Raw genomic sequence first — 18,706 nt, 5'->3', positions numbered from 1 at the left:
AGGACGCGGGAATCGTTTAACTGTCGGGATATGTTGACTTTTGGCGCCGTTAGCGAGGGTATCGATGGCCGTGTTTTCCAGGTTTTCCCTGCGTTCGTCGATGCTTGCTACCGCTGTCGGCTTTGGGCTGGCCTTTGGTATGGCGGGGGCGCCGCTTCGGGCCGAAGAGCAAGCTTTCGTGCAGGCGCTGGCAGCGGATGTGTCGGAAGATAGCGCGCTGGCTGGCTTTTACCAAAGCCGGAATTACGCGCCGGTCTGGACCGGGGCGGCAGATGCGGAGCGGCGTTCGGCGCTTCTGGGTGTTCTCGCGCGGGCAGGCGACCACGGTTTGCCGGTGGCCCGATATGACGCGGGTGCGTTGGTTGCCATGCTTCGGGCTGCGGTGACAGAGGGCGACAGGGGGCGGATCGAGGCGGCGTGGTCACGCGCCTATCTGGCCTATGCGCGCGACGTGCATAGCGGCGTGCTCGAGCCGTCGAAGGTCGATGCCGGAATCGTGCGGACGGTGGTGCGGCCGGACGAGACGGCGCTGATGGTTGCGATAGCGGGGGAGGATCCGCTTGGCGTGCTGATGTCCTTGCCGCCGAAACTGCCGGAATACGCGCGGTTGATGAAGGAAAAGCTGGCGCTCGAGGCGGTGTCGGGGGATGCGGGCTGGGGCGCCCCGGTTGCGGGCGGCAAACTGGAGCCGGGCAACGAGGGAAGCGCCGTGATCGCGCTGCGCGACCGTTTGGTGGCGCAGGGCTATCTGCCGGTGTCGGCGGTCGCAAGCTATGAGGCGACGATCACCGCAGCGGTGCAGCGGTTCCAGCTTGACCACGGGCTGCTGCCTGATGGCGTTGCGGGCGAGGGCACGATTGCCGAGATCAACGTAAGCCCCGAGGCGCGGCTGCAATCGGTGATCGTGGCGATGGAGCGGTTGCGCTGGATGGGCGATATCGACCGGACGGGGCGATACATCTGGGTGAACCAGCCCGATTTCACCGCCAAGATCATCGACCATGGCAAGGTCACGTTCCAGACGCGGTCGGTGGTGGGCAAGAACGTCGCCGATATGCGAAGCCCCGAATTTTCCGACCTGATGGAGCATATGATCGTCAACCCCAGTTGGGGCGTGCCACGGTCGATCATCGTAAAGGAATACCTGCCGCTGTTGCAGCAGAACCCCAATGCGGTGGGGCATTTGCAGGTGGTCGACCGCAACGGGCGGGTGGTGCCGCGGGGCCAGGTGAATTTCGCGTCATTCAGCGCCAAGACCTTTCCCTTTGGCCTGCGCCAGCCGCCTTCGGACGGGAATGCGCTGGGGAAGGTGAAGTTCATGTTCCCCAATCCCTATAACATCTATCTGCATGACACGCCGGCCAAAGACCTGTTTTCCAAGGAAATCCGGGCCTATAGCCATGGCTGCATCCGGTTGGCCGACCCGTTCGATTTCGCCTATGCGCTGCTTTCGGCGCAAAGCGATGACCCCAAGGGGGTGTTTCAGGCCGCGCTCGACAGCGATGTGGAGACGATGGTGAAGCTGGTGAAACCGGTGCCGGTGCATCTGGTCTATTTCACCGCATGGCCGACCGTGAAAGGCGAGATGACCTATCGGCGCGATATCTACGGGCGTGACGCGCGGATTTATCAGGCCTTGTCCGAGGCCGGGGTGGTCTTGCGCGGCGTTCAGGGGTAAATCCGGCGTAACTGACCGGGAGACCTGACGATGGCCCATACGATCCGCGAGATTGCCGCAGCGATTGGCGCCGAGGCGGCGGGCGATCTTGACCTGACCGTGGCGCGCGCCGCCGAGCCGAAGATGGCGGCTGCGGATGCGCTGGCCCTTGCGATGGACCCGAAATACGCGGGCGGGCTGGCCGAGGGGCAGGCGGTTGCAGCACTGCTATGGGCCGGTGCCGATTGGCAGGGGCTGGGGCTGAAGGCGGCAATTTTTGCACCGCGCGGGCGGCTGGCGATGGCGGGGCTGTCGGTGCTGTTCGACGCGGGGCCGGAGATCGCGGCGGGGGTGCATGTGCTGTCGGTCGTGCATCCTGACGCGGTGATCGGCGCGGGGGCTTCGGTCGGGCCGTTTGTCACCATCGGGCGGGGCGTGCGGATCGGGGCACGGGCGCGGATTGCGAGCCATGTATCGGTGGCCGAGGGCGCGGTGATCGGCGAGGATGCGCTGATCTTGCAAGGTGTGCGGATCGGGGCACGGGTCACGATCGGCGACCGTTTCATCGCGCAGCCCGGTGCGGTGGTGGGGTCGGACGGGTTTTCCTTTGTCACGCCTGAAAAGTCGGGGGTTGAAGAAATCCGCGAAACGCTCGGGGAACGCGGGGAAATCCGCGCCCAAAGCTGGAGCCGTATCCATTCGCTGGGTGGTGTGACGATTGGCGACGATGTGGAGTTGGGGGCCAATGTCTGCATCGACCGCGGCACGATCCGCGATACGGTGATCGGGTCCGGGACCAAGCTCGATAATCTGGTGCATGTCGGGCATAATGTGCAGATCGGGCGCGATTGTCTGTTGTGCGGGCAGGTCGGAGTTGCCGGATCGGCGCGGATCGGGGACCGTGTGGTGCTGGCGGGGCAATGCGGGGTCAATGACAACATCTTTGTCGGCGATGATGTGATCGCAGGCGGGGCGACCAAGATTTTCACCAATGCGCCAGCGGGGCGGGTGCTCTTGGGTTATCCTGCGGTTAAGATGGAGACGCATGTCGAGATTCAAAAGGCGCTGCGGCGGTTGCCTCGCCTTGCCGTGCGCGTGGGCGAGCTTGAGAAAACCGTCACCGAACGGTTGCCGGATGCCGGATAAAAGACGGGCGACAACGGGGGACCTGTCATGACGATCGAAGAAAAGATCATTGCAATCATTGCGGAACAGGCGGTTCTGGATGTTGCGGATGTGACGCCGGACAGCACGCTTGCGGAATTGGGTGTGGACAGTCTGGGGCTGGTAGAGGCGATCTTTGCCATAGAAGAGGCGTTCGACGTTTCGGTGCCGTTCAACGCCAACGATCCGGCGGCGGGCGGGTTCGACCTGACCTCGGTCGCGTCTGTGGTGGCGGCGGTCGAGGGGCTTTTGGCGCAAAAGGCGGCATGAGGCGGGTCGTCATCACCGGGGCAGGCACGGTCAACGCGCTGGCGCATGACGTTGCGGGCACCTTTGCGGCGATGGCCGAGGGGCGCTGCGGGATCGGGCCGCTGGATGTGCCCGATGCCGAGCGGTTGCAAATACGGGTGGGCGCGCAGGTGCAGGGCTGGGACTCGGCGGCGCGGTTCGACCGGGGGCAATTGGCGCTTTACGACCGGTTCACACAGTTCACGCTGGAAGCGGCGCGGCAGGCGGTGGCGCAGTCGGGGCTGGTTTTCGACGGCGCGCTTGGCTTCGAGAGCGGCGTGATCCTTGGCACGGCGGCGGGTGGCATGACAACCTGGGACGAAAGTTACCGCGCGGTCTATGCCGAGGGGAAGAACCGCGTGCATCCCTTTGTGGTGCCAAAACTGATGAACAGCGCGGCGGCGTCGCATGTGAGCATGGCTTACGGGGTGAAGGGGCCGGTTTTCACCGTGTCGAGCGCCTGCGCGTCGTCGAACCATGCGATGGGGCTGGCGTTCCAGATGATCCGCGCAGGCACGGTCACGGCGATGCTGACCGGCGGGTCGGAGGCGATGCTGTGTTTTGGCGGGATCAAGGCATGGGAGGGGTTGCGGGTCATGTCGCCCGACGTTTGCCGCCCGTTCAGCGCCGACCGCAACGGGATGGTGCAGGGCGAGGGGGCGGCGGTGTTCGTGTTCGAGGACTACGAACATGCGCGGGCACGGGGGGCGGTGATACTTGCCGAGGTGGCGGGTTTTGCCATGACCTCGGACGCGGGGGATATTGTGATGCCCAGTGTCGAAGGGGCCGGTCGCGCGATTGCGGGGGCGCTGCGTGATGCGGGGATGACGGCGGCGGATGTGGGCTATGTGAACGCGCATGGCACGGGCACGGCGGCGAATGACCGCGTGGAGTCGGCAGCCCTGCGGGCGGTGTTCGGGGCGGAGGTGGGCGGCGTTGCGGTGTCGTCGACCAAAGCGATGCATGGCCATGTGATCGGGGGGACGGGGGCCATCGAGCTTTTGGCCTGCCTGATGGCGTTGCAGGACGGCGTGATTGCGCCCACGATCAACCACCGCGTCGCCGATCCCGATTGCGCGCTTGATCTGGTGCTGAACGTTGCGCGCGAGGCGCGGGTGGACACGGCGCTGTCGAATGCCTTTGCCTTTGGCGGGTTGAACGCGGTGCTGGCGCTGCGGCGGGCATGAAAAAACCCGCGCCGGGAAGGCGCGGGTTGGTCCGTTTAGCCTTGGATCACGGCTGTTTGGGCAGGGCTTCGTTCGACACCTTGACGGCATCGAAGCCCGCCGTGAAGCCCTTGAGCGAGACATCGACGGTGACGGTGTTCTTGGGGGCGACCGCGGGAACGATGGTCAGCACGCCCTTTGCGCCCTTTTTGAAAGCGGCGAGTTCTTCGGCGGTAAAGCCGACACGTGCGACGCAGCCTATCTGGGCGCAGAAGGTGAAGGGGTAGACCTTGGGTTCGGCGGTGTCGATGCCGAAACGCAGGCCAGCCGTCAGCAGGGTTTCAAGCGGGACGATGATGGTTGCGCCCGCGGCGGCCTGATTGCCTTCGGGCAGCGAGAACATGTTGATCTCGGCAACCGAAGTGCCCTCGGCGTCTTTGAGAAGCTGGTAAAGCTGGCAGGGGTCGTTGCCATCGGCGGTCTTGACGCAACGCTGTTCCCATGCGTCGAAGGCGGCTTTGGAATAGGTCGACCCCACGCCATCGGCGGGCGGCGTGCCCATCGACAGGGCCGGATCGGAGGCGGGGGCTTCGGTGGCCGGTGCTTCGGTGGCCGGTGCCTGGGCGGCGGGGGCGTCGGTCGTGGCTTCTTGTGCCAGAAGCGCCGTGCCCGAAAGGGCAAGGAAGCCTGCAACGACGAGGCGGGGCAGAATGCTCGACATGGGATCGTCCATTTATCGCGGTTTCTTTGACGGTGCGTCTAGCACGGCAGGGTGTGACTGTCAGCGCCGAAATAAGGCAGAACGCGCGGTCGTGAAGGGGCGGTTGCCAAATGCGGAAAAGGGCCGGAGTGACCGGCCCTTTCCATCGGTATTATTTGCTCCCTGTCGGACTGGCCGACTTCATGAATGGGACGCTATGCGAACATGCCGAATGCGTCAACAGGAATGTGATTTGCGACTAGTTACATGAAATTCATGGAAAAAATCGCAATCATCGTTAAGTTTGGGCGCTAACAGTTTCAGGGAATCTCGAAGGATCCGGCAAGAACGCAGTGGCGGTGCGGGGCGTTGCATGTATCTTGGCGGGCAATGGCGCGGGCGGTGTCGCGCCTTGCGTGTGGGACGGGTAACGGAGGGCGGGTCATGGCCGACGAGGCAAGCATTTTCGTAGGTGGCGGCGGCGAGGGGCATGCGGCTCCGCAATCGCTGCTGCTGCGCTATGGCAACCGGCACGGGCTGGTCGCGGGGGCTACGGGAACGGGAAAGACCGTGACCTTGCAGGTGCTGGCCGAAGGGTTTTCGGCGGCTGGCGTGCCGGTGTTCATGGCCGATGTGAAGGGCGATCTGGCCGGTATCGCGGCGGCGGGGTCGGTGACGCACAAGCTGCACGAACCGTTCATGGCGCGGGCCAAGACCATCGGGCTGGATTTGCAGTACCGGTCGTTTCCGGTGACGTTCTGGGATCTGTTCGGCGATCAGGGCCATCCGATCCGCGCGACCGTGGCCGAGATGGGGCCGCTTTTGCTGTCGCGGCTGCTGGAATTGACCGATCCGCAAGAGGGGGTGCTGAACGTGGCCTTCCGTCTGGCGGACGAGGAGGCCTTGCCGCTGCTGGACCTGAAGGATTTGCAGGCGCTACTGGTGTTCATCGGCGAGAATTCGGACACGATTTCCACCCGCTACGGGTTGGTGGCGACGGCGTCGATCGGGGCGATCCAGCGGCGGCTGCTGGTGCTGGAGAACGAGGGCGGGGCCAAGCTGTTCGGCGAGCCTGCGCTGGATCTGGCCGATCTTATGCTGTGCGATGCGGCGGGGTTCGGGCGGGTCAATATTCTGGCCGCCGACAAGCTGATGCAGAGCCCGCGGCTTTACGCGACGTTCCTGTTGTGGCTGCTGTCGGAACTGTTCGAGACGCTGCCCGAGGTGGGCGATCCGGACAAACCGAAGCTCGTGTTCTTTTTCGACGAGGCGCATCTGCTGTTTCAGGATGCTCCGCGCGCTTTGGTGAGCAAGGTCGAACAGGTGGCGCGGTTGATCCGGTCAAAGGGGGTTGGCGTCTATTTCATCACGCAGAACCCTGCGGATGTGCCGGAAACCATTCTGGGGCAGTTGGGCAACCGTGTGCAGCACGCGCTGCGGGCGTTCACGGCCAAGGACCAGAAAGACCTGAAGATGGCAGCCGAGACCTATCGCGACAATCCGGCCTTCAAGACCGAAGAGGCGATCAGGGATGTGGGCACGGGCGAGGCTGTCACTTCGTTTCTGGAAGCAAAGGGGATTCCGGGGGTGGTACAGCGCACGCTGATCCGTCCGCCGTCGAGCCAGCTTGGGCCGATAGATCCGGCCTTGCGGGCGCGGTTGATGGTGGCTTCGCCGCTGAAGGGGAAATACGACACGGTTATCGACCGCGAGAGCGCCTATGAAAAGCTGCGCGCGCGGGCGGATGCGGCGGCGAAGGAGGCGGCGGCAGAGGCTGCACCCGAGGCGCGGGGTGGTTCGCCATGGGAGCAGCGTCCGGCGGCCGAGGATGACGGGCTGCGGAATGCGCGGCGCTATGACGGCGGGGCGCGCGAGGCGGCACCGAAACGGGCACCGGCAAGTCGGGCGGATTCGATCGGGACGACGATGGCCAAGAGCTTTGCGCGCCAGATCGGCACCAAGGCGGGGCAGGCGGTGGTGCGCGGCATCCTCGGGTCGTTGTTCCGCAGCCGTTGAGCGGGCGTTAAAGCGGGCGGATACGCAGGCGGGACAGGCGGTTTTCGCGACGCTGCACAACCTCGAAGCGGAAGCCGTGGAAGCTGAAGGCCTGGCCTTCGGCGGGGATCGACTGGGCCTCGTGGATCACGAGGCCCGCGATCGTGTTCGCCTCGTCATCGGGGAGTTTCCAGTCGAGCGCGCGGTTGAGGTCGCGGATCGTCATGGCCCCATCGACGAGGTAGTCGCCCGCCTCGGTTCGGGTCAGAGTGCTGCCCTTGGGGGTGACGTCGTGTTCGTCGTTGATCTCGCCCACGATCTCTTCGAGGATGTCTTCAAGGGTAATGAGGCCCTGAAGCGCGCCGTATTCATCGACCACGAGGGCGAAATGGGTGCGGCGTTTGAGGAATTGCCGCATCTGTTCATCGAGCGCGGTGGTTTCGGGGACGAAATAGGGTTTCATCGCCACCTTGACGATGTCGAGGGCGGCCAGCCCCTCGCCTTCGCCGCGCACCAGACGGTCGACCTCGCGCAGCACGTCTTTGGCATGGACCACGCCTAGGATGTTTTCGTCGCTGTCGCGGAACACCGGCAGGCGGGTGTGGGGCGAAGCGAGGATTTGCGTGAGGATCGCATCGGGCGGATGGTCGGCGTCGATCATCTCGATCTGGCGGCGGTGGCGCATGATTTCATCGACGGTGCGCTGGTCAAGGTCGAGCGCACCGATCAGGCGGTCGCGGTTCTCTTTCTCCATCGGACCGCCGAGGATGTCGGAGCGCAGCGCATCGGCCTTGTCGCGCGGGTCGAAGCGGCGGGCAAGCCGGATGAGCCGATGGCGCGATTGCGGCACGGCAAGCAGCAGGGCGACGAGGCCGAGGAGGATGAGGAAACCGGTCATTTGCGCGACAGCGGGTGATGGTCGAGGACGAGGGCCTTGAGGTGTTCATCAAGGACGTGGGTGTAGATTTCGGTGGTGGCAAGGTCGGCGTGGCCGAGCAGCATCTGGATCACGCGCAGGTCGGCGCCTCCGGCTAGAAGGTGGGTGGCGAAGGCGTGGCGCAGGGTGTGGGGCGTGACGGCGGCGGGCGAGATGCCCGCAAGCACGGCGATGTCTTTGAGCATCAGGTGGAAATGCTGGCGTGTCAGATGGCCTGCGGCACCGGGGCCGGGGAAAAGGTGTCTTGCGGGCGGATGCCCGAGTTTGCGGGCCCGGTCTTCGGCGGCGTCGCGGGATTTGAGCCAATCTTGCAGGGCGGCGCGGGCGGGGGTGGACAGGGGGACCATGCGTTCCTTGCCTCCCTTGCCGCGCACGAGGATCATTGCAGGATCGCCGCGCACGGCGGCGACCGGCAGTTCGACGAGTTCGGACACGCGCATGCCGGTGGCGTAAAGCAGTTCCATCAGGGCGCGGTTTCGCAGGCGTTCGGGTTCCGAGCGGCCCTTGGTGCGGGCGGCGTCGAGCAGGCGGTCGACCTGATCCACGGTCAGGGTTTTCGGCAGCGATTTGGTCGCACCGGGACCGGTGAGGCGCAGGGCAGGGTTGTCGCTGCGCCAGCCTTCGCCATGGGCGAAGCGGTAGAGTTGGCGGATCGACGACAGGCGGCGGGCGCGGGTGGCCTTGGCAAGGCCTTCGGCTTCGCAGGATATCAGGTAGGTCTCGACGGCGGCGCGATCGGCGGTGGCGAAAGACTGGCCACGGTGGGCGAGCCATGCGGCGAAATCCTTGAGATCGCGGCCATAGGCAAGCTGGGTGTTGCGCGCTGCGTCAAGCTCGGCTGCGCTGGCGGCGAGGAAGGTGGAAATCCACTGGTCGGGGCTGTCGGGTGCCATGTCAGCCACGCCGTTCCAGAAGCATCAGTTCCAGCGCAGTGCGGCGGGCGATCTTTTCCTGACCGACAACGCGCAGCAGCGTCAGCCCCTCGGTGACGGCGACGAGGTTGCCTTGCACCCCGCTTTCAATGCGGTCGATGGCCGACAAGATCGCCTCGCCGGTGCGGTTGTCGTCAAGCAGGGCTTGCAGGTCGGCGGGCAGGGTATCGGGCAGGGCCGCGCCGGTGAAGGCGGGTTTTATGGCGCGTGACAGGCTGTCGGGGGCGGGGATGGCGGCGACATCGCCCTTGGCGATGCCGGTCAGGAACATCTCGCGCGGGGTGGCGGGGGTGTGATCTTTGATGACGGTCTCGAAGGCGGGGGAGAGCAGGCCCGCCTCGAAGGCGATGCGGCGGGCGTCGCCGTCCAGCACGAGCGCGTTGAGGGGTTCGCCGTAAAGTTCGGCAAAGGGGGATTCGAGTTCGACTTCGGCAAGGCGCGACCAGAGGTCGGGCAGGGTTTTCTCGATGTCGAGCCGTTCAAGGCCGTTCAGCGCGGATTCAAACCGCTGGAAGGCGGCAACTCGGTCCCAGACCCCGCCCGATGCCGCGGGGGCACGTTCGGTGTAAAGGCCCAGAAGCGCGTTCGGGGCGATGGCTCCGGCGCGGGCGAGGCGTTCGGCGGCTTCGATCTGGCTTTTCCAGCCGGCTTGCGGGCGCAGTTCGGCATGGGCAAAGGCGATGGGCAGGGTGGCGGTGGGCAGGGGTTCACCCACGGCTTCGAACATGCGCCACGCCAGCGGGGTGACGCGTTCGGGCGGGGTAAGGGCGGGGTCGCCTTCGTACAAGTCGGGGTCGAGAAAGCGCGACAGAAGCGCGTCTTCCTCGGGGGTGACGTAGCCAAGGGCTTGCGCGGTCCGCAGGGTCAGGGCGGCGGCGTTCCAGTCGCCCGAGCGGGCGAGGCAGAAGATGCGCGCGGGAAAGGTGGGCGCAAGGCCGGGGGACGACACCATGATGCGGCAACCGCGGTCTTCTTCACCCGTCAGCAGTGCCACGTCGAAGGAGCGGCGGAAGAGGTCGGGGCTGCGGGCACCGGAGGCGTCGAGAAGCGCGCGGGCCTGATCGAGCGCGCCGAGGTCGAGCAGCTTGTCGATGCGGGCCAGCAGCAGTTTCGCGCCGGGTTTGCTGTCGGCGGGCGGCGTAGCTTCGGCCAGCAGGACCGACATCAGCAGGCCGCGCAGGGCGGGAAGCGTGGTGGTGCGTTCGCGGGCGATGGCGCTGGCGATGCCGTCGGTGGTGCCGAGGCCCCAGAGGTTGGCGGGGAGGCCCGTCACCTCGGGGCGCAGCAGGCCGATGGCGTCTTGCGACGGGCCGCCGATGACCGAAACCGAGACATCGCCGTTGGTCACGCCCTCGGACACGGGCGGTTCGACGGGGCCGGTCTTGGCCGGCGCTGCGGGTTGCGAGACGGATTGCGACAGCCAGTCGATGGCGGACAGCGGGTCTTCGGCCCAAGCCGGAGCGGCGAAAAGGAAAAGGGCCAGTGCCAGTCCGGTCGGCTTGTCAGTCGGCATTCAACGTCACCGGAACCTTGACTTCGCCCTTGGCGGGCGTCAGGTCGGCGACATAGGCAAAGCCGGTCAGGCCAACCAGCCCGAGAAGTACCAGCACCAACAGCGCCTTGAGGATCCGACCCATTCGCTTGCCCTTTTTCTGCCCGACGACGCGCCATTCGTTGCGATCCGTCTGACGGGATCGTGCGGCTTTTGACAGGTGATACGGCCTTTCCTGCATGAATGCCACGGCACCTTGCGCGATTATATATGGCTTTCGCTGCAAGATCACGCCATTCAGGACGGCAAGAACGGGGTGCAGGGTGGCGGGTTCGTGCCGCTTTGCGGCCTTTGGGAACGAAATGACGGAGTTTTGATCGTGCTGCGGCTGAAGAAGACGGTCGTGATGGTCGGAATGATGGGGGCGGGCAAGACGGCCGTGGGCACTGCCGCGGCGCGGTTGCTTGGCGTGCCGTTTGTTGATTCGGACGAAGAAATCGTCAAGGCGGCGCACCGGTCGATTGCCGAGATATTTGCCCGCGACGGCGAGCCGTTCTTTCGCGCCCGCGAGACCGAGGTGTTGGGGCGGCTGTTGCGCGGCGAGCCGTGCATCCTGTCGACGGGGGGCGGGGCGTTTCTGGCGGAACAGAACCGCGCGCTGATCGCGGGGGCGGGGGTTTCGGTCTGGCTTCGGGCTGATCTTGACCTGCTCTGGCAGCGGGTGCGGCACAAGACGACGCGTCCCCTGCTTCGGACCGCCAACCCGCGCGAGACGCTGCGCCAGCTTTACGAGGCACGGGTGCCGCTTTACGCGCAGGCCGAAATTGTCGTGGATTCGGCGGCCGATCTGTCGGTCGAGGATATGGCAGCGAAGGTGGTGGCGGCCCTTGCGGCGCGCCCCGAGGTTCTGGGACAGGAATGAACGAATGAGGATTGAGACCGTCGCCGTAGATCTGGGTCTGCGGTCTTACGAGGTGCGGATCGGGCCGGGGCTGATCGGGCGGGCAGGGGCCGAGATCGCGCCGTTGCTGAAACGCCGCAAGGTGGCTGTCGTGACGGATGAAACCGTGGCTGCGGTGCATCTGGAGGCCTTGGTGGCAAGTTTCGAGGCCGAGGGGATCGCGGTCACGTCGCTTGCGCTGCCTGCGGGCGAGGGGACCAAGGGCTGGGCGCAGTTCGCGGTCTGCGTGGAATGGCTGCTGGAGCAAAAGATCGAGCGGCGCGATGTGGTGGTAGCATTCGGCGGCGGGGTGATCGGCGATCTGGTGGGGTTCGCCAGTGCCGTGCTGCGGCGGGGCGTGCGGTTCGTGCAGATACCGACGACGCTGCTGGCGCAGGTCGACAGTTCGGTTGGCGGCAAGACCGGGATCAACACGCCGCAGGGGAAGAACCTTGTGGGGGCGTTCCATCAGCCGTCGCTGGTGCTGGCCGATATCGACGCTTTGGCCACGCTGCCCGCGCGCGATTTTCTGGCCGGTTATGGCGAGGTGGTGAAATACGGGCTTCTGGGGGATGCGGATTTCTTCGACTGGCTGGAGGCGAACGCGCCTGCCATGGCGGCGGGCGATGCGGGCTTGCGGCAATACGCGGTGCGCCGGTCGGTCGAGATGAAGGCGGGGATCGTATCGCGTGACGAGACGGAAGAGGGCGAGCGGGCGCTGCTCAACCTTGGCCATACGTTCTGCCATGCGCTGGAAAGGGCCACGGGCTATTCCGACCGGTTGCTGCATGGTGAAGGGGTGGCGATCGGCTGCGCGCTGGCCTTCGAGCTGTCGCAGCGCATGGGGCTTTGTTCGCAGGAAGCGCCAAGCCGTGTGCGGGCGCATCTGAAGGCGATGGGGATGAAGACCGATCTGCGCGACATTCCGGGCGATTTGCCGGATGCGGCGACGCTGGTCGGGTTGATGGGGCAGGACAAGAAGGTGATCGACGGGCGGCTGCGTTTCGTGCTGGCGCGCGGGATCGGCGAGGCTTTCGTGGCCGAGGATGTGCCGCCCGGTCTGGTGACCGGGCTGCTGGCCGAGGCGTTACGCTAGAAGGCGGGACGCTAGAACAGCAAGCGGTAGGCGTTGCCGCGCGTGTCGGTCGCCTGGCCGGTGCCGCTGGTGGTGCCCGAGCCCATGACGAAATCGCCCTGCACCTGGGTGTTGTCACGGCAGACGGCGAACAGCTCGCCCGGGTTCACCCCGCCGACGGTTTCGGTCTTGCCGCCCAGATCGCCGCCCGGTCCCGACAGGCGGATCGACAGGCCACGGTTGCGTGACACCACCTTGGGCGCGACCGAGGCCCATGTGCCATCGCAGCGCGTGCCGTCGGGCAGGCGGAATTTCAGGTTGCCCGAAGCGCCGTCGGCATTCTTGGCGGTCGCCTCGATCACCGGAAGCGGTTGTTCTAGCGCGAGGGGGCCGGACACGGGATACATGCGGATCTCGGTCGAGGAGCCGCAGGCGGTCAGGCCGGCCGTGGCAAGAAGGGCGAGGGAGAGGGGCAGGAAACGGGGCACTTGGTCGATCCTTGCAGCTCGTCATGAAGGGGTTGCGGCGGGTGTGGACCAGTGCCGTGGGCGTGTCAAGAACGCCAAGGCCGCAGGTCGATCACCGAACGGTGCGCAGGCGGTTGGACGCTTGGCCGTAGGGTTGGCGACCGGCGAAGATGCGGTCGAAGACGGAAAGCGCGAGCGTCTGGCTGAAGATGCCGCGCTTGACGTTCGGCCAATGGGCGACCCCGGACCGGTCTATCACCGAAGCGGTCAGCCGGACGGGCAGGGTTTCGTGACCCAAGGCCGCGAGGACGGCGGCGCGGTGCTGGCCTGCGGTCAACAGGATGCGGGTCTGGTCATGATGGCGCAGGATGACACCCTGTATGTCGCCGTCATGCGCCGGATGGCGCAGGTAGCCGCGCGATTTGATCGAACGGTGCAGGCGGGCAAGGCGGGTGAACTCGGCGGCACCGGCCACTTCGGTGGCTGGACCCCATGCCTTCCATCCGTCGCTGAAGGTCAGATCGAAGCCGTGCTGGCGGTAATCATGGGCGCAGACACCGGTCCAGAAGGCCTGTGCCGCAGCAGGGTCGCGAAAATCCCACGGCAGGGTGGCGGCAGAGGCGGGGCGGAGCAGATCGGGATGGGCAACCTGTGGCGACACGCCGATCGCGGCAGCGGCAGTGGCGGGCCGGAAGCGTTCATAATAGGCGTAGAGAGCGGACCCTGCGTAGGTGTCCAGCCCCTTGTCCATGGCGCGGACGGTCTGGACGAAGGGGTTCTGCCCGCGCGGCGACATAGGAAAGGCGACCGAATGCAGGCCGAGACAGGCGCCAGAGGCGACGTCGATCAGGAACGGGCTTTCCGGCCAGAGATAGGCTGCGTGCATCGGGTCGGATGTGACGCCGCGCAGGTCGGTGCAGGCCGGGACATGGTGCTGGAAACGATTGGACAGCCAGGCGAGCAGGCGTTGGCGGACGCCGCGCTTTTGTTCGGCGACGCGGGAACCGGGTGGGCTGGACACAGTGGTGATGGAGACTGTCGTATCGGACACGGGCCGCCTCGGTTGATGCGTGGACTGCTTAACGGATTTCGGGACGGCAGAGTTCCGCGCATGGTCAATTGTCCGGCACGGTTTCGACGCAAAGCACTGTTGGAAGATGCTGGGCGGCGGTCTGCCACGTCTCGCCTTCGTCATGGCTTGCAAAGATGCTGCCGCTGTTCGTGCCGAAATACAGGCCCGACAGGCTGTTCCGGTCGGTTGCCATGGCTTGCCGGAGCACGGTGAAAAAGCAGTTGCGGTCCGGAAGGCCCTTGCCATGACCCTGCCACGTCGCGCCGCCATCGCAGGATTTCCACACAAGGGCGCGTGCGTCGGGCGGGTAGCGGCCCTTGGTGTCGCCGTTCAGCGGCAAGGTCCAGATCATCGCGGGATCATGCGGGTTGACGGCGACCGGAAAGCCGAAAGACGAGGGCAGGCCTGCGGTGATGTCATGCCAGCTGCGCCCGCCATCGGGGCTTCGGAACACGCCGTGGTGGTTTTGCTGGTAGATCAGGTCGGATCCCGTGGCGAGGGCCATGTTATGGACGCAGTAGCCGACCTCGTGGCCGCAGCCGTCGTTGCTGTGGCCGCCGCTGACTTGACCCCACTCGTTCGCGAGGCGGTTGCGGCGGTCCCACGATGCGCCGCCGTCTTCCGAGGCGAAGACCCCTGCCGCAGAGATGCCGATCCAGAGGTGGGCGGGATTATCGGGGTCGCTCAGGATGGTGTGAAGGGTGAGACCTGCTGCACCCGGTTCCCAGCTTGGACCCGAGGGGTGGTTCGAGAGCCCCTCGACCACCGACCATGTCAGGCCGTCGTCGGTGCTTTGCAGCAATGTGGCGGGTTTGGCCCCGCAATAGAGGGTGCGCCCGACCTTGTGCAACGACCAGATCGCGCAAAGGCGGCCGGTGAACGGGGCGGGGGGTGCTGGCTCCATCCCGATCTTCGCGGCGATTTCGGGGTGTTCGGCAAGGAAGGCATCGCCTTGGCCATTGGCCAGTTTGGCAAGCTGCCAGCTTTCGCCTTGGTCGGTCGATCGCCAGACGCCTGCGCCGTGCCAGTCGCTGCCACCGGCAGCCCAGAGTGTCGATCCGTCGGAAATGAAATGGTTGATCGGCCAGCCCTGACAGAAAGGACCACGGAGCGACCATTCGGCTCTTTGGCCGGTGATCACGAAAGCACCCTTTGTCGTGCCGACGAGAAGCGAGACATCCTGCATGGCCGAACCCCGGGGCAAGTGCTTTGGTGCCGATGCTGCGCCTTTTGGCGATTGCTTAACAGTGGAGATGCCGGCGACTTGCGGATCTTTGCCCGGGTTTGCCTGATGCACGGATCGCCCCGGTCAGGCGATGTTACGACATTGTAATTGCGTAACATTAATCAAGAGAGAGGAGGTTGGCTGGGGCGCTAGGATTCGAACCTAGGTATGTCGGTACCAAAAACCGATGCCTTACCACTTGGCGACGCCCCAACCGTGAGCGGGTGTTTAGCGAAGGGTTCGGGGGGCTGCAAGGGGGGAATTGCGGAAAAAAGCGGTGATTGCCAGCGGTTGGGGGGAAGGGTAGGTCTGGCACCATGCAACGGTTCGATGTCATCGTTTTGGGGGCCGGAGCGGCCGGAATGTTCGCCGCCATCGAGGCCGGGCGGCGCGGGCGGCGGGTGCTTGTCGTCGATCATGCCAAGGCTGCGGGCGAGAAGATTCGCATCTCGGGCGGGGGGCGGTGCAATTTCACAAACCTCGGGATTGCGCCCGAGCGATTCATCAGCCGCAATCCGCGCTTCGCCCTTTCGGCGCTGAAACGCTATACGGCGCGGGATTTCGTGGCGCGGGTCGATGCGGCGGGAATCGGCTGGCATGAAAAGACGCTTGGCCAGTTGTTCTGCGACGGGTCGGCGACACAGATCGTGCAGATGCTGTTGCGCGACATGGCGGCGGCGGGGGTAGAGTTATGGCTGGGTTGCACCCTCGGCGAGGTGCGGCGCGAGGCAGGCGGTTTCAGCGTCGAGACCGGGCGCGGTTTGGTGGCAGGCGGCGCGGTGATCGTTGCAACGGGGGGCAAGTCGATTCCGAAGATGGGGGCGACGGGCTACGGCTATCAGGTGGCCGGTGCATTCGGCTTGCCGTTGGTCGAGACGCGGCCTGCGCTGGTGCCGCTGACCTTTGCAGCGCAGGAGTTGGAGTGGATGGCGCCGCTGGCCGGCGTTTCCGGGCAGGCGCGGGTGAGTTGCGGCAAGACCGGGTTCGACGAGGCGGTGCTGTTCACGCATCGCGGGCTGTCGGGGCCTGCGGTGCTGCAAATCTCGAGTTATTGGCGCGAGGGCGAGGCGGTGATGCTGGACCTTGCGCCGGGGGTGGATGTGGGTGCGGTGCTGCGGGCCGAAAAGCAGGCAGCGGGGCGGGCGATGCTGCGGACCGCACTGGGAAAGCTGCTGCCCGAGCGGCTTGCCCGCCATGTCGAGGCGGCGGCGGGGGTGACGGGACCGATGGCCGAGATGGGGCGCGCAAAGCTGGACGAGGTGGCCGCGATGGTGCAGCGCTGGTCGCTGGTGCCTGTCGGGTCGGAAGGCTACCGCACGGCAGAGGTCACGCTTGGCGGGGTGGATACCGATGCGCTGGATGGCCGGACGATGGAGGCAAAGGGCGTGCCGGGGCTTTATTTCGTGGGCGAGGTTGTCGACGTAACCGGTTGGCTCGGCGGGTATAATTTCCAGTGGGCCTGGTCATCGGGCTGGGCGGCAGGTCAGGTGGCGTGAGCTGCTCGGTTCGTGCGAGCCGATGCTGAACCGACCAGCGAATCTGCCATGGGTCAGGTCTGGTGCTGTCGGTGAGAAACACAAGACAAAAGAAAAGGCCCGCTTGCGCGGGCCTTTTGGTAGCGATGTCGCGAAAATCAGCGCTTGGAGAACTGGAAGCTCTTGCGGGCTTTGGCCTTGCCGTACTTCTTGCGTTCCACGACGCGGCTGTCGCGGGTCAGGAAGCCTGCGGCTTTCAGGGCACTGCGGAGCGTGGGTTCGTAAAGCTGCAGGGCTTTGGAGATGCCGTGCTTGACCGCGCCCGCCTGACCCGAGAGGCCACCACCGGCGACCGTTGCGAAGACGTCGAACTGGCCTTCCACATTGGCGATGGTGAAGGGCTGCTTGAGGATCATTTGCAGAACAGGGCGCGCGAAGTAGACGGCCATTTCCTTGCCGTTCACCACGACCTTGCCGGTGCCGGGCTTGACCCAGACGCGGGCGACGGCGTCTTTGCGCTTGCCGGTCGCATAGGAACGGCCAAGCGCGTCACGCTGCGGAGCTTTCGGGGCTGCGGCTTCCGCCACGGCGGGGGCCGAACCGGCGACGGCCGATTTCAGATCGTCGAGAGACTTGATGTCAGCCATGATCATGCGCTCCGCGTGTTCTTCGGGTTCAGGACCTTGAGGTCGAGAACGGTGGGCTGCTGGGCTTCGTGCGGATGCTCGGCGCTTGCATAGACGCGCAGGTTGGTCATCTGCTGACGGCCAAGGCTGTTACGGGTGATCATACGCTCGACGGCTTTGGTCACGACACGCTCGGGGTGGGCGCCTTCGAGAACCTGACGCGCGGTGCGGAACTTGATGCCGCCCGGGTGGCCGGTGTGCCAGTAGTAGCGCTTGTCTTCGCGCTTGTTGCCGGTCATCTGGATCTTGTCCGCGTTGATCACGATGACATTGTCACCCATGTCCATGTGCGGGGTGAAGGTCGGCTTGTTCTTGCCGCGCAGGATGTTGGCGACGATCGTGGCGAGGCGACCCAGAACGATGCCTTCGGCATCGATCAGGATCCACTTCTTCTCGATGTCCGCCGGAGTAGCGGTGAAGGTTTTCATATTGAACCCTATGAGTGAAGCGGGGGTATCGCTCCCCCGTGGTCTTGGATGGGGGCTTATCGCGTGAAGCGAGGCATTGGTCAAGCGATTGGGGCGAGATTAAATCGTTTGAAATCAGAGGTTTGTTAAAAAGGTATTATATTACCCCATATGATCGGGGGGAGGGGCCACGAATTTTCTGCGAAAATTCAGCCCCTGCCTGCCGACGTGGGCGTTTTGGTCAGCGCAGGCGGGGCGGGCGGTCGGGGTCCATGCCGGGGGCTGCGGGGGCTGCGGGTTCGGTCCGCACCGGTTCGGGCAAGTCGAAGCGGCGGGCGACGCGGACAAGGGCCTGCGCGGCGGGGTCGGACGAGCCGAGGAAAGTGACGTCGAGTTCGCCGGCCTCGACGCCTGAAAAGGTGAGCGCTTCGGCCACGGCGCGGGCCAGCGCGCTTTCGGCACCGGGGCGGGCGTCGAGAAAGGCGAGCATGTGGCCGCGGCGGTCGTCGGCATAATCGACGGCGGCAAGGAGCGCGGCCGAGGCGAGGCCGCCTGCATGGGCGAGTTTGGCGGTCAGGGCCGCCGTGAGGGTTTCGGGCAGGGCGCGCGGTGCGTGGAAGGCGCGGGGCTTGGCGCTGGTCTCTTCCGGGGCGCTGGCGAGGGTGGTGGCAAGCCAGTCCATCGCTGCGGCGGGCAGGATGGTCGAGGAAGGCGCCACGCCGAGGTTGAGCCCGAGGCCGATGCCCTGGCCTGCAAGCTGGCCTGCGATGATGCGACCGGGCAGGGCTGCATAGGGGGCGGGACCTTCGGTGAATGCCGCGAGGCGGTCTTCGCTATCGAAGGCGAGGACGACGGGGCCATCCTCCAGCGGAAAGACGCGGGGCGAGAGGGTTTCGCCGGCGGGTTCCCCGGTAAGGAGCAGGAAGAGTTCGGCGTCGGCGATCTGCTGGTAGAGGCGCAGGCGGGCGGTGTCATCCTCGGGGTGGGCCTCGGTTGCGGCGAAGGCGGCGTCGAGCGGGGTCATGGCG

At 65.6% G+C, this 18,706-nt stretch carries 18 protein-coding genes, 1 tRNA gene and 1 pseudogene; 8 read left to right on the top strand and 12 right to left on the bottom strand.

Annotated elements, in window-relative coordinates; translation table 11 throughout:
* The first annotated feature begins 100 nt into the window (after positions 1-100).
* Genes HYN69_RS08720 through HYN69_RS08705 form a run of 4 tightly spaced genes read left to right on the top strand, consistent with a single transcriptional unit; the run spans position 101 to position 4,296 of the window.
* Positions 101-1,678, top strand: a complete 1,578-nt coding sequence (locus tag HYN69_RS08720) for a L,D-transpeptidase family protein (protein WP_230426534.1) — start codon at positions 101-103, stop codon at positions 1,676-1,678.
* A gap of 30 nt (positions 1,679-1,708) precedes the next feature.
* Positions 1,709-2,803 carry a UDP-3-O-(3-hydroxymyristoyl)glucosamine N-acyltransferase gene (gene lpxD / locus HYN69_RS08715; protein WP_108435397.1) on the top strand — a complete coding sequence of 365 codons (1,095 nt, stop codon included), beginning with the start codon at positions 1,709-1,711 and terminating at the stop codon, positions 2,801-2,803.
* Between the two features lie 27 nt (positions 2,804-2,830).
* Positions 2,831-3,091, top strand: coding sequence for an acyl carrier protein (locus HYN69_RS08710; protein ID WP_108435396.1), 261 nt, complete (start codon positions 2,831-2,833; stop codon positions 3,089-3,091).
* On the top strand, positions 3,088-4,296 hold the full coding sequence (locus tag HYN69_RS08705) for a beta-ketoacyl-[acyl-carrier-protein] synthase family protein (protein ID WP_108435395.1): 1,209 nt from the start codon (positions 3,088-3,090) through the stop codon (positions 4,294-4,296). Before HYN69_RS08710 ends, HYN69_RS08705 begins: the two co-directional genes overlap by 4 nt.
* 46 nt (positions 4,297-4,342) lie before the next feature.
* Here the strand turns inward: HYN69_RS08705 and HYN69_RS08700 are convergent, their stop codons facing one another.
* The gene (locus HYN69_RS08700) at positions 4,343-4,996 is read right to left on the bottom strand and encodes an invasion associated locus B family protein (RefSeq protein WP_108437113.1); all 654 of its coding nucleotides are present in this window, start codon (positions 4,994-4,996) and stop codon (positions 4,343-4,345) included.
* A 423-nt stretch (positions 4,997-5,419) separates the two neighbouring features.
* On the opposite strand from HYN69_RS08700, the gene HYN69_RS08695 reads away from it, so the two are divergent.
* Entirely contained in the window at positions 5,420-6,991 is a 1,572-nt protein-coding gene (locus HYN69_RS08695) for a helicase HerA-like domain-containing protein (RefSeq protein ID WP_108435394.1), read from the top strand.
* A 7-nt stretch (positions 6,992-6,998) separates the two neighbouring features.
* Here the strand turns inward: HYN69_RS08695 and HYN69_RS08690 are convergent.
* The 4 genes and pseudogenes from HYN69_RS08690 to HYN69_RS21690 form a co-directional block, all read right to left on the bottom strand.
* A pseudogene (locus HYN69_RS08690) lies at positions 6,999-7,910 on the bottom strand (transporter associated domain-containing protein); the annotation flags it as partial.
* Complete coding sequence (locus HYN69_RS08685; RefSeq protein WP_108435392.1) at positions 7,865-8,800, bottom strand: site-specific tyrosine recombinase XerD; 936 nt, start codon at positions 8,798-8,800, stop codon at positions 7,865-7,867. The pseudogene HYN69_RS08690 and the gene HYN69_RS08685, both read right to left, overlap by 46 nt.
* 1 nt (position 8,801) lies before the next feature.
* Positions 8,802-10,352 (bottom strand): hypothetical protein, encoded by a 1,551-nt coding sequence (locus HYN69_RS08680; protein WP_108435391.1) that lies wholly within the window; start codon positions 10,350-10,352, stop codon positions 8,802-8,804.
* Positions 10,342-10,476: a hypothetical protein gene (locus HYN69_RS21690; RefSeq protein ID WP_268902879.1), complete on the bottom strand. Its 135-nt coding sequence runs from the start codon at positions 10,474-10,476 to the stop codon at positions 10,342-10,344. The genes HYN69_RS08680 and HYN69_RS21690 overlap by 11 nt, the downstream gene beginning before the upstream one ends.
* Positions 10,477-10,707: 231 nt before the next feature.
* Between HYN69_RS21690 and HYN69_RS08675 the strand changes: the two genes are divergently transcribed.
* The gene (locus tag HYN69_RS08675) at positions 10,708-11,253 is read left to right on the top strand and encodes a shikimate kinase (RefSeq protein ID WP_108437112.1); all 546 of its coding nucleotides are present in this window, start codon (positions 10,708-10,710) and stop codon (positions 11,251-11,253) included.
* 4 nt (positions 11,254-11,257) lie between these two features.
* A complete protein-coding gene (gene aroB, locus HYN69_RS08670) occupies positions 11,258-12,367 on the top strand; it encodes a 3-dehydroquinate synthase (RefSeq protein WP_108435390.1) in 1,110 nt (369 codons plus the stop codon).
* An 11-nt stretch (positions 12,368-12,378) separates the two neighbouring features.
* Here the strand turns inward: aroB and HYN69_RS08665 are convergent, their stop codons facing one another.
* The 4 genes from HYN69_RS08665 to HYN69_RS08650 form a co-directional block, all read right to left on the bottom strand.
* Positions 12,379-12,834 (bottom strand): hypothetical protein, encoded by a 456-nt coding sequence (locus HYN69_RS08665; RefSeq protein WP_230426533.1) that lies wholly within the window; start codon positions 12,832-12,834, stop codon positions 12,379-12,381.
* Between the two features lie 91 nt (positions 12,835-12,925).
* Positions 12,926-13,864 (bottom strand): ParB N-terminal domain-containing protein, encoded by a 939-nt coding sequence (locus HYN69_RS08660; protein ID WP_159082407.1) that lies wholly within the window; start codon positions 13,862-13,864, stop codon positions 12,926-12,928.
* A gap of 64 nt (positions 13,865-13,928) precedes the next feature.
* A complete protein-coding gene (locus tag HYN69_RS08655) occupies positions 13,929-15,071 on the bottom strand; it encodes a WD40/YVTN/BNR-like repeat-containing protein (protein WP_108435388.1) in 1,143 nt (380 codons plus the stop codon).
* 177 nt (positions 15,072-15,248) lie between these two features.
* Positions 15,249-15,323 (bottom strand) — tRNA-Gln (locus tag HYN69_RS08650).
* Positions 15,324-15,427: 104 nt separating this feature from the next.
* Between HYN69_RS08650 and HYN69_RS08645 the strand changes: the two genes are divergently transcribed.
* Positions 15,428-16,606, top strand: a complete 1,179-nt coding sequence (locus HYN69_RS08645) for a BaiN/RdsA family NAD(P)/FAD-dependent oxidoreductase (RefSeq protein ID WP_108435387.1) — start codon at positions 15,428-15,430, stop codon at positions 16,604-16,606.
* Between the two features lie 137 nt (positions 16,607-16,743).
* On the opposite strand, the gene rpsI is transcribed toward HYN69_RS08645, so the two are convergent.
* From rpsI to HYN69_RS08630, 3 genes are all read right to left on the bottom strand, one after another.
* On the bottom strand, positions 16,744-17,232 hold the full coding sequence (rpsI, locus tag HYN69_RS08640) for a 30S ribosomal protein S9 (RefSeq protein WP_108437110.1): 489 nt from the start codon (positions 17,230-17,232) through the stop codon (positions 16,744-16,746).
* Between the two features lie 2 nt (positions 17,233-17,234).
* Positions 17,235-17,699, bottom strand: coding sequence for a 50S ribosomal protein L13 (gene rplM / locus HYN69_RS08635; protein ID WP_108435386.1), 465 nt, complete (start codon positions 17,697-17,699; stop codon positions 17,235-17,237).
* Between the two features lie 220 nt (positions 17,700-17,919).
* Positions 17,920-18,702: an SseB family protein gene (locus HYN69_RS08630; RefSeq protein ID WP_108435385.1), complete on the bottom strand. Its 783-nt coding sequence runs from the start codon at positions 18,700-18,702 to the stop codon at positions 17,920-17,922.
* Positions 18,703-18,706: the final 4 nt, after the last annotated feature.

Source organism: Gemmobacter aquarius (assembly GCF_003060865.1).
GTDB lineage: Bacteria > Pseudomonadota > Alphaproteobacteria > Rhodobacterales > Rhodobacteraceae > Paragemmobacter > Paragemmobacter aquarius.
This window is presented reverse-complemented; position numbering and strand designations above follow the sequence as displayed.

Excerpts from the sequence above, each read along its gene's own strand:
- lpxD (WP_108435397.1), top strand. The coding sequence starts at position 1,709 with ATGGCCCATACGATCCGCGAGATTGCCGCAGCGATTGGCGCCGAGGCG.
- HYN69_RS08710 (WP_108435396.1), top strand. The coding sequence starts at position 2,831 with ATGACGATCGAAGAAAAGATCATTGCAATCATTGCGGAACAGGCGGTT.
- rpsI (WP_108437110.1), bottom strand. The coding sequence starts at position 17,232 with ATGGCTGACATCAAGTCTCTCGACGATCTGAAATCGGCCGTCGCCGGT.
- HYN69_RS08720 (WP_230426534.1), top strand. The coding sequence starts at position 101 with ATGCTTGCTACCGCTGTCGGCTTTGGGCTGGCCTTTGGTATGGCGGGG.
- HYN69_RS08685 (WP_108435392.1), bottom strand. The coding sequence starts at position 8,800 with ATGGCACCCGACAGCCCCGACCAGTGGATTTCCACCTTCCTCGCCGCC.
- aroB (WP_108435390.1), top strand. The coding sequence starts at position 11,258 with ATGAGGATTGAGACCGTCGCCGTAGATCTGGGTCTGCGGTCTTACGAG.
- HYN69_RS08655 (WP_108435388.1), bottom strand. The coding sequence starts at position 15,071 with ATGCAGGATGTCTCGCTTCTCGTCGGCACGACAAAGGGTGCTTTCGTG.
- HYN69_RS08705 (WP_108435395.1), top strand. The coding sequence starts at position 3,088 with ATGAGGCGGGTCGTCATCACCGGGGCAGGCACGGTCAACGCGCTGGCG.
- HYN69_RS08700 (WP_108437113.1), bottom strand. The coding sequence starts at position 4,996 with ATGTCGAGCATTCTGCCCCGCCTCGTCGTTGCAGGCTTCCTTGCCCTT.
- HYN69_RS08630 (WP_108435385.1), bottom strand. The coding sequence starts at position 18,702 with ATGACCCCGCTCGACGCCGCCTTCGCCGCAACCGAGGCCCACCCCGAG.
- HYN69_RS08680 (WP_108435391.1), bottom strand. The coding sequence starts at position 10,352 with ATGCCGACTGACAAGCCGACCGGACTGGCACTGGCCCTTTTCCTTTTC.
- HYN69_RS21690 (WP_268902879.1), bottom strand. The coding sequence starts at position 10,476 with ATGGGTCGGATCCTCAAGGCGCTGTTGGTGCTGGTACTTCTCGGGCTG.
- HYN69_RS08645 (WP_108435387.1), top strand. The coding sequence starts at position 15,428 with ATGCAACGGTTCGATGTCATCGTTTTGGGGGCCGGAGCGGCCGGAATG.
- HYN69_RS08695 (WP_108435394.1), top strand. The coding sequence starts at position 5,420 with ATGGCCGACGAGGCAAGCATTTTCGTAGGTGGCGGCGGCGAGGGGCAT.
- rplM (WP_108435386.1), bottom strand. The coding sequence starts at position 17,699 with ATGAAAACCTTCACCGCTACTCCGGCGGACATCGAGAAGAAGTGGATC.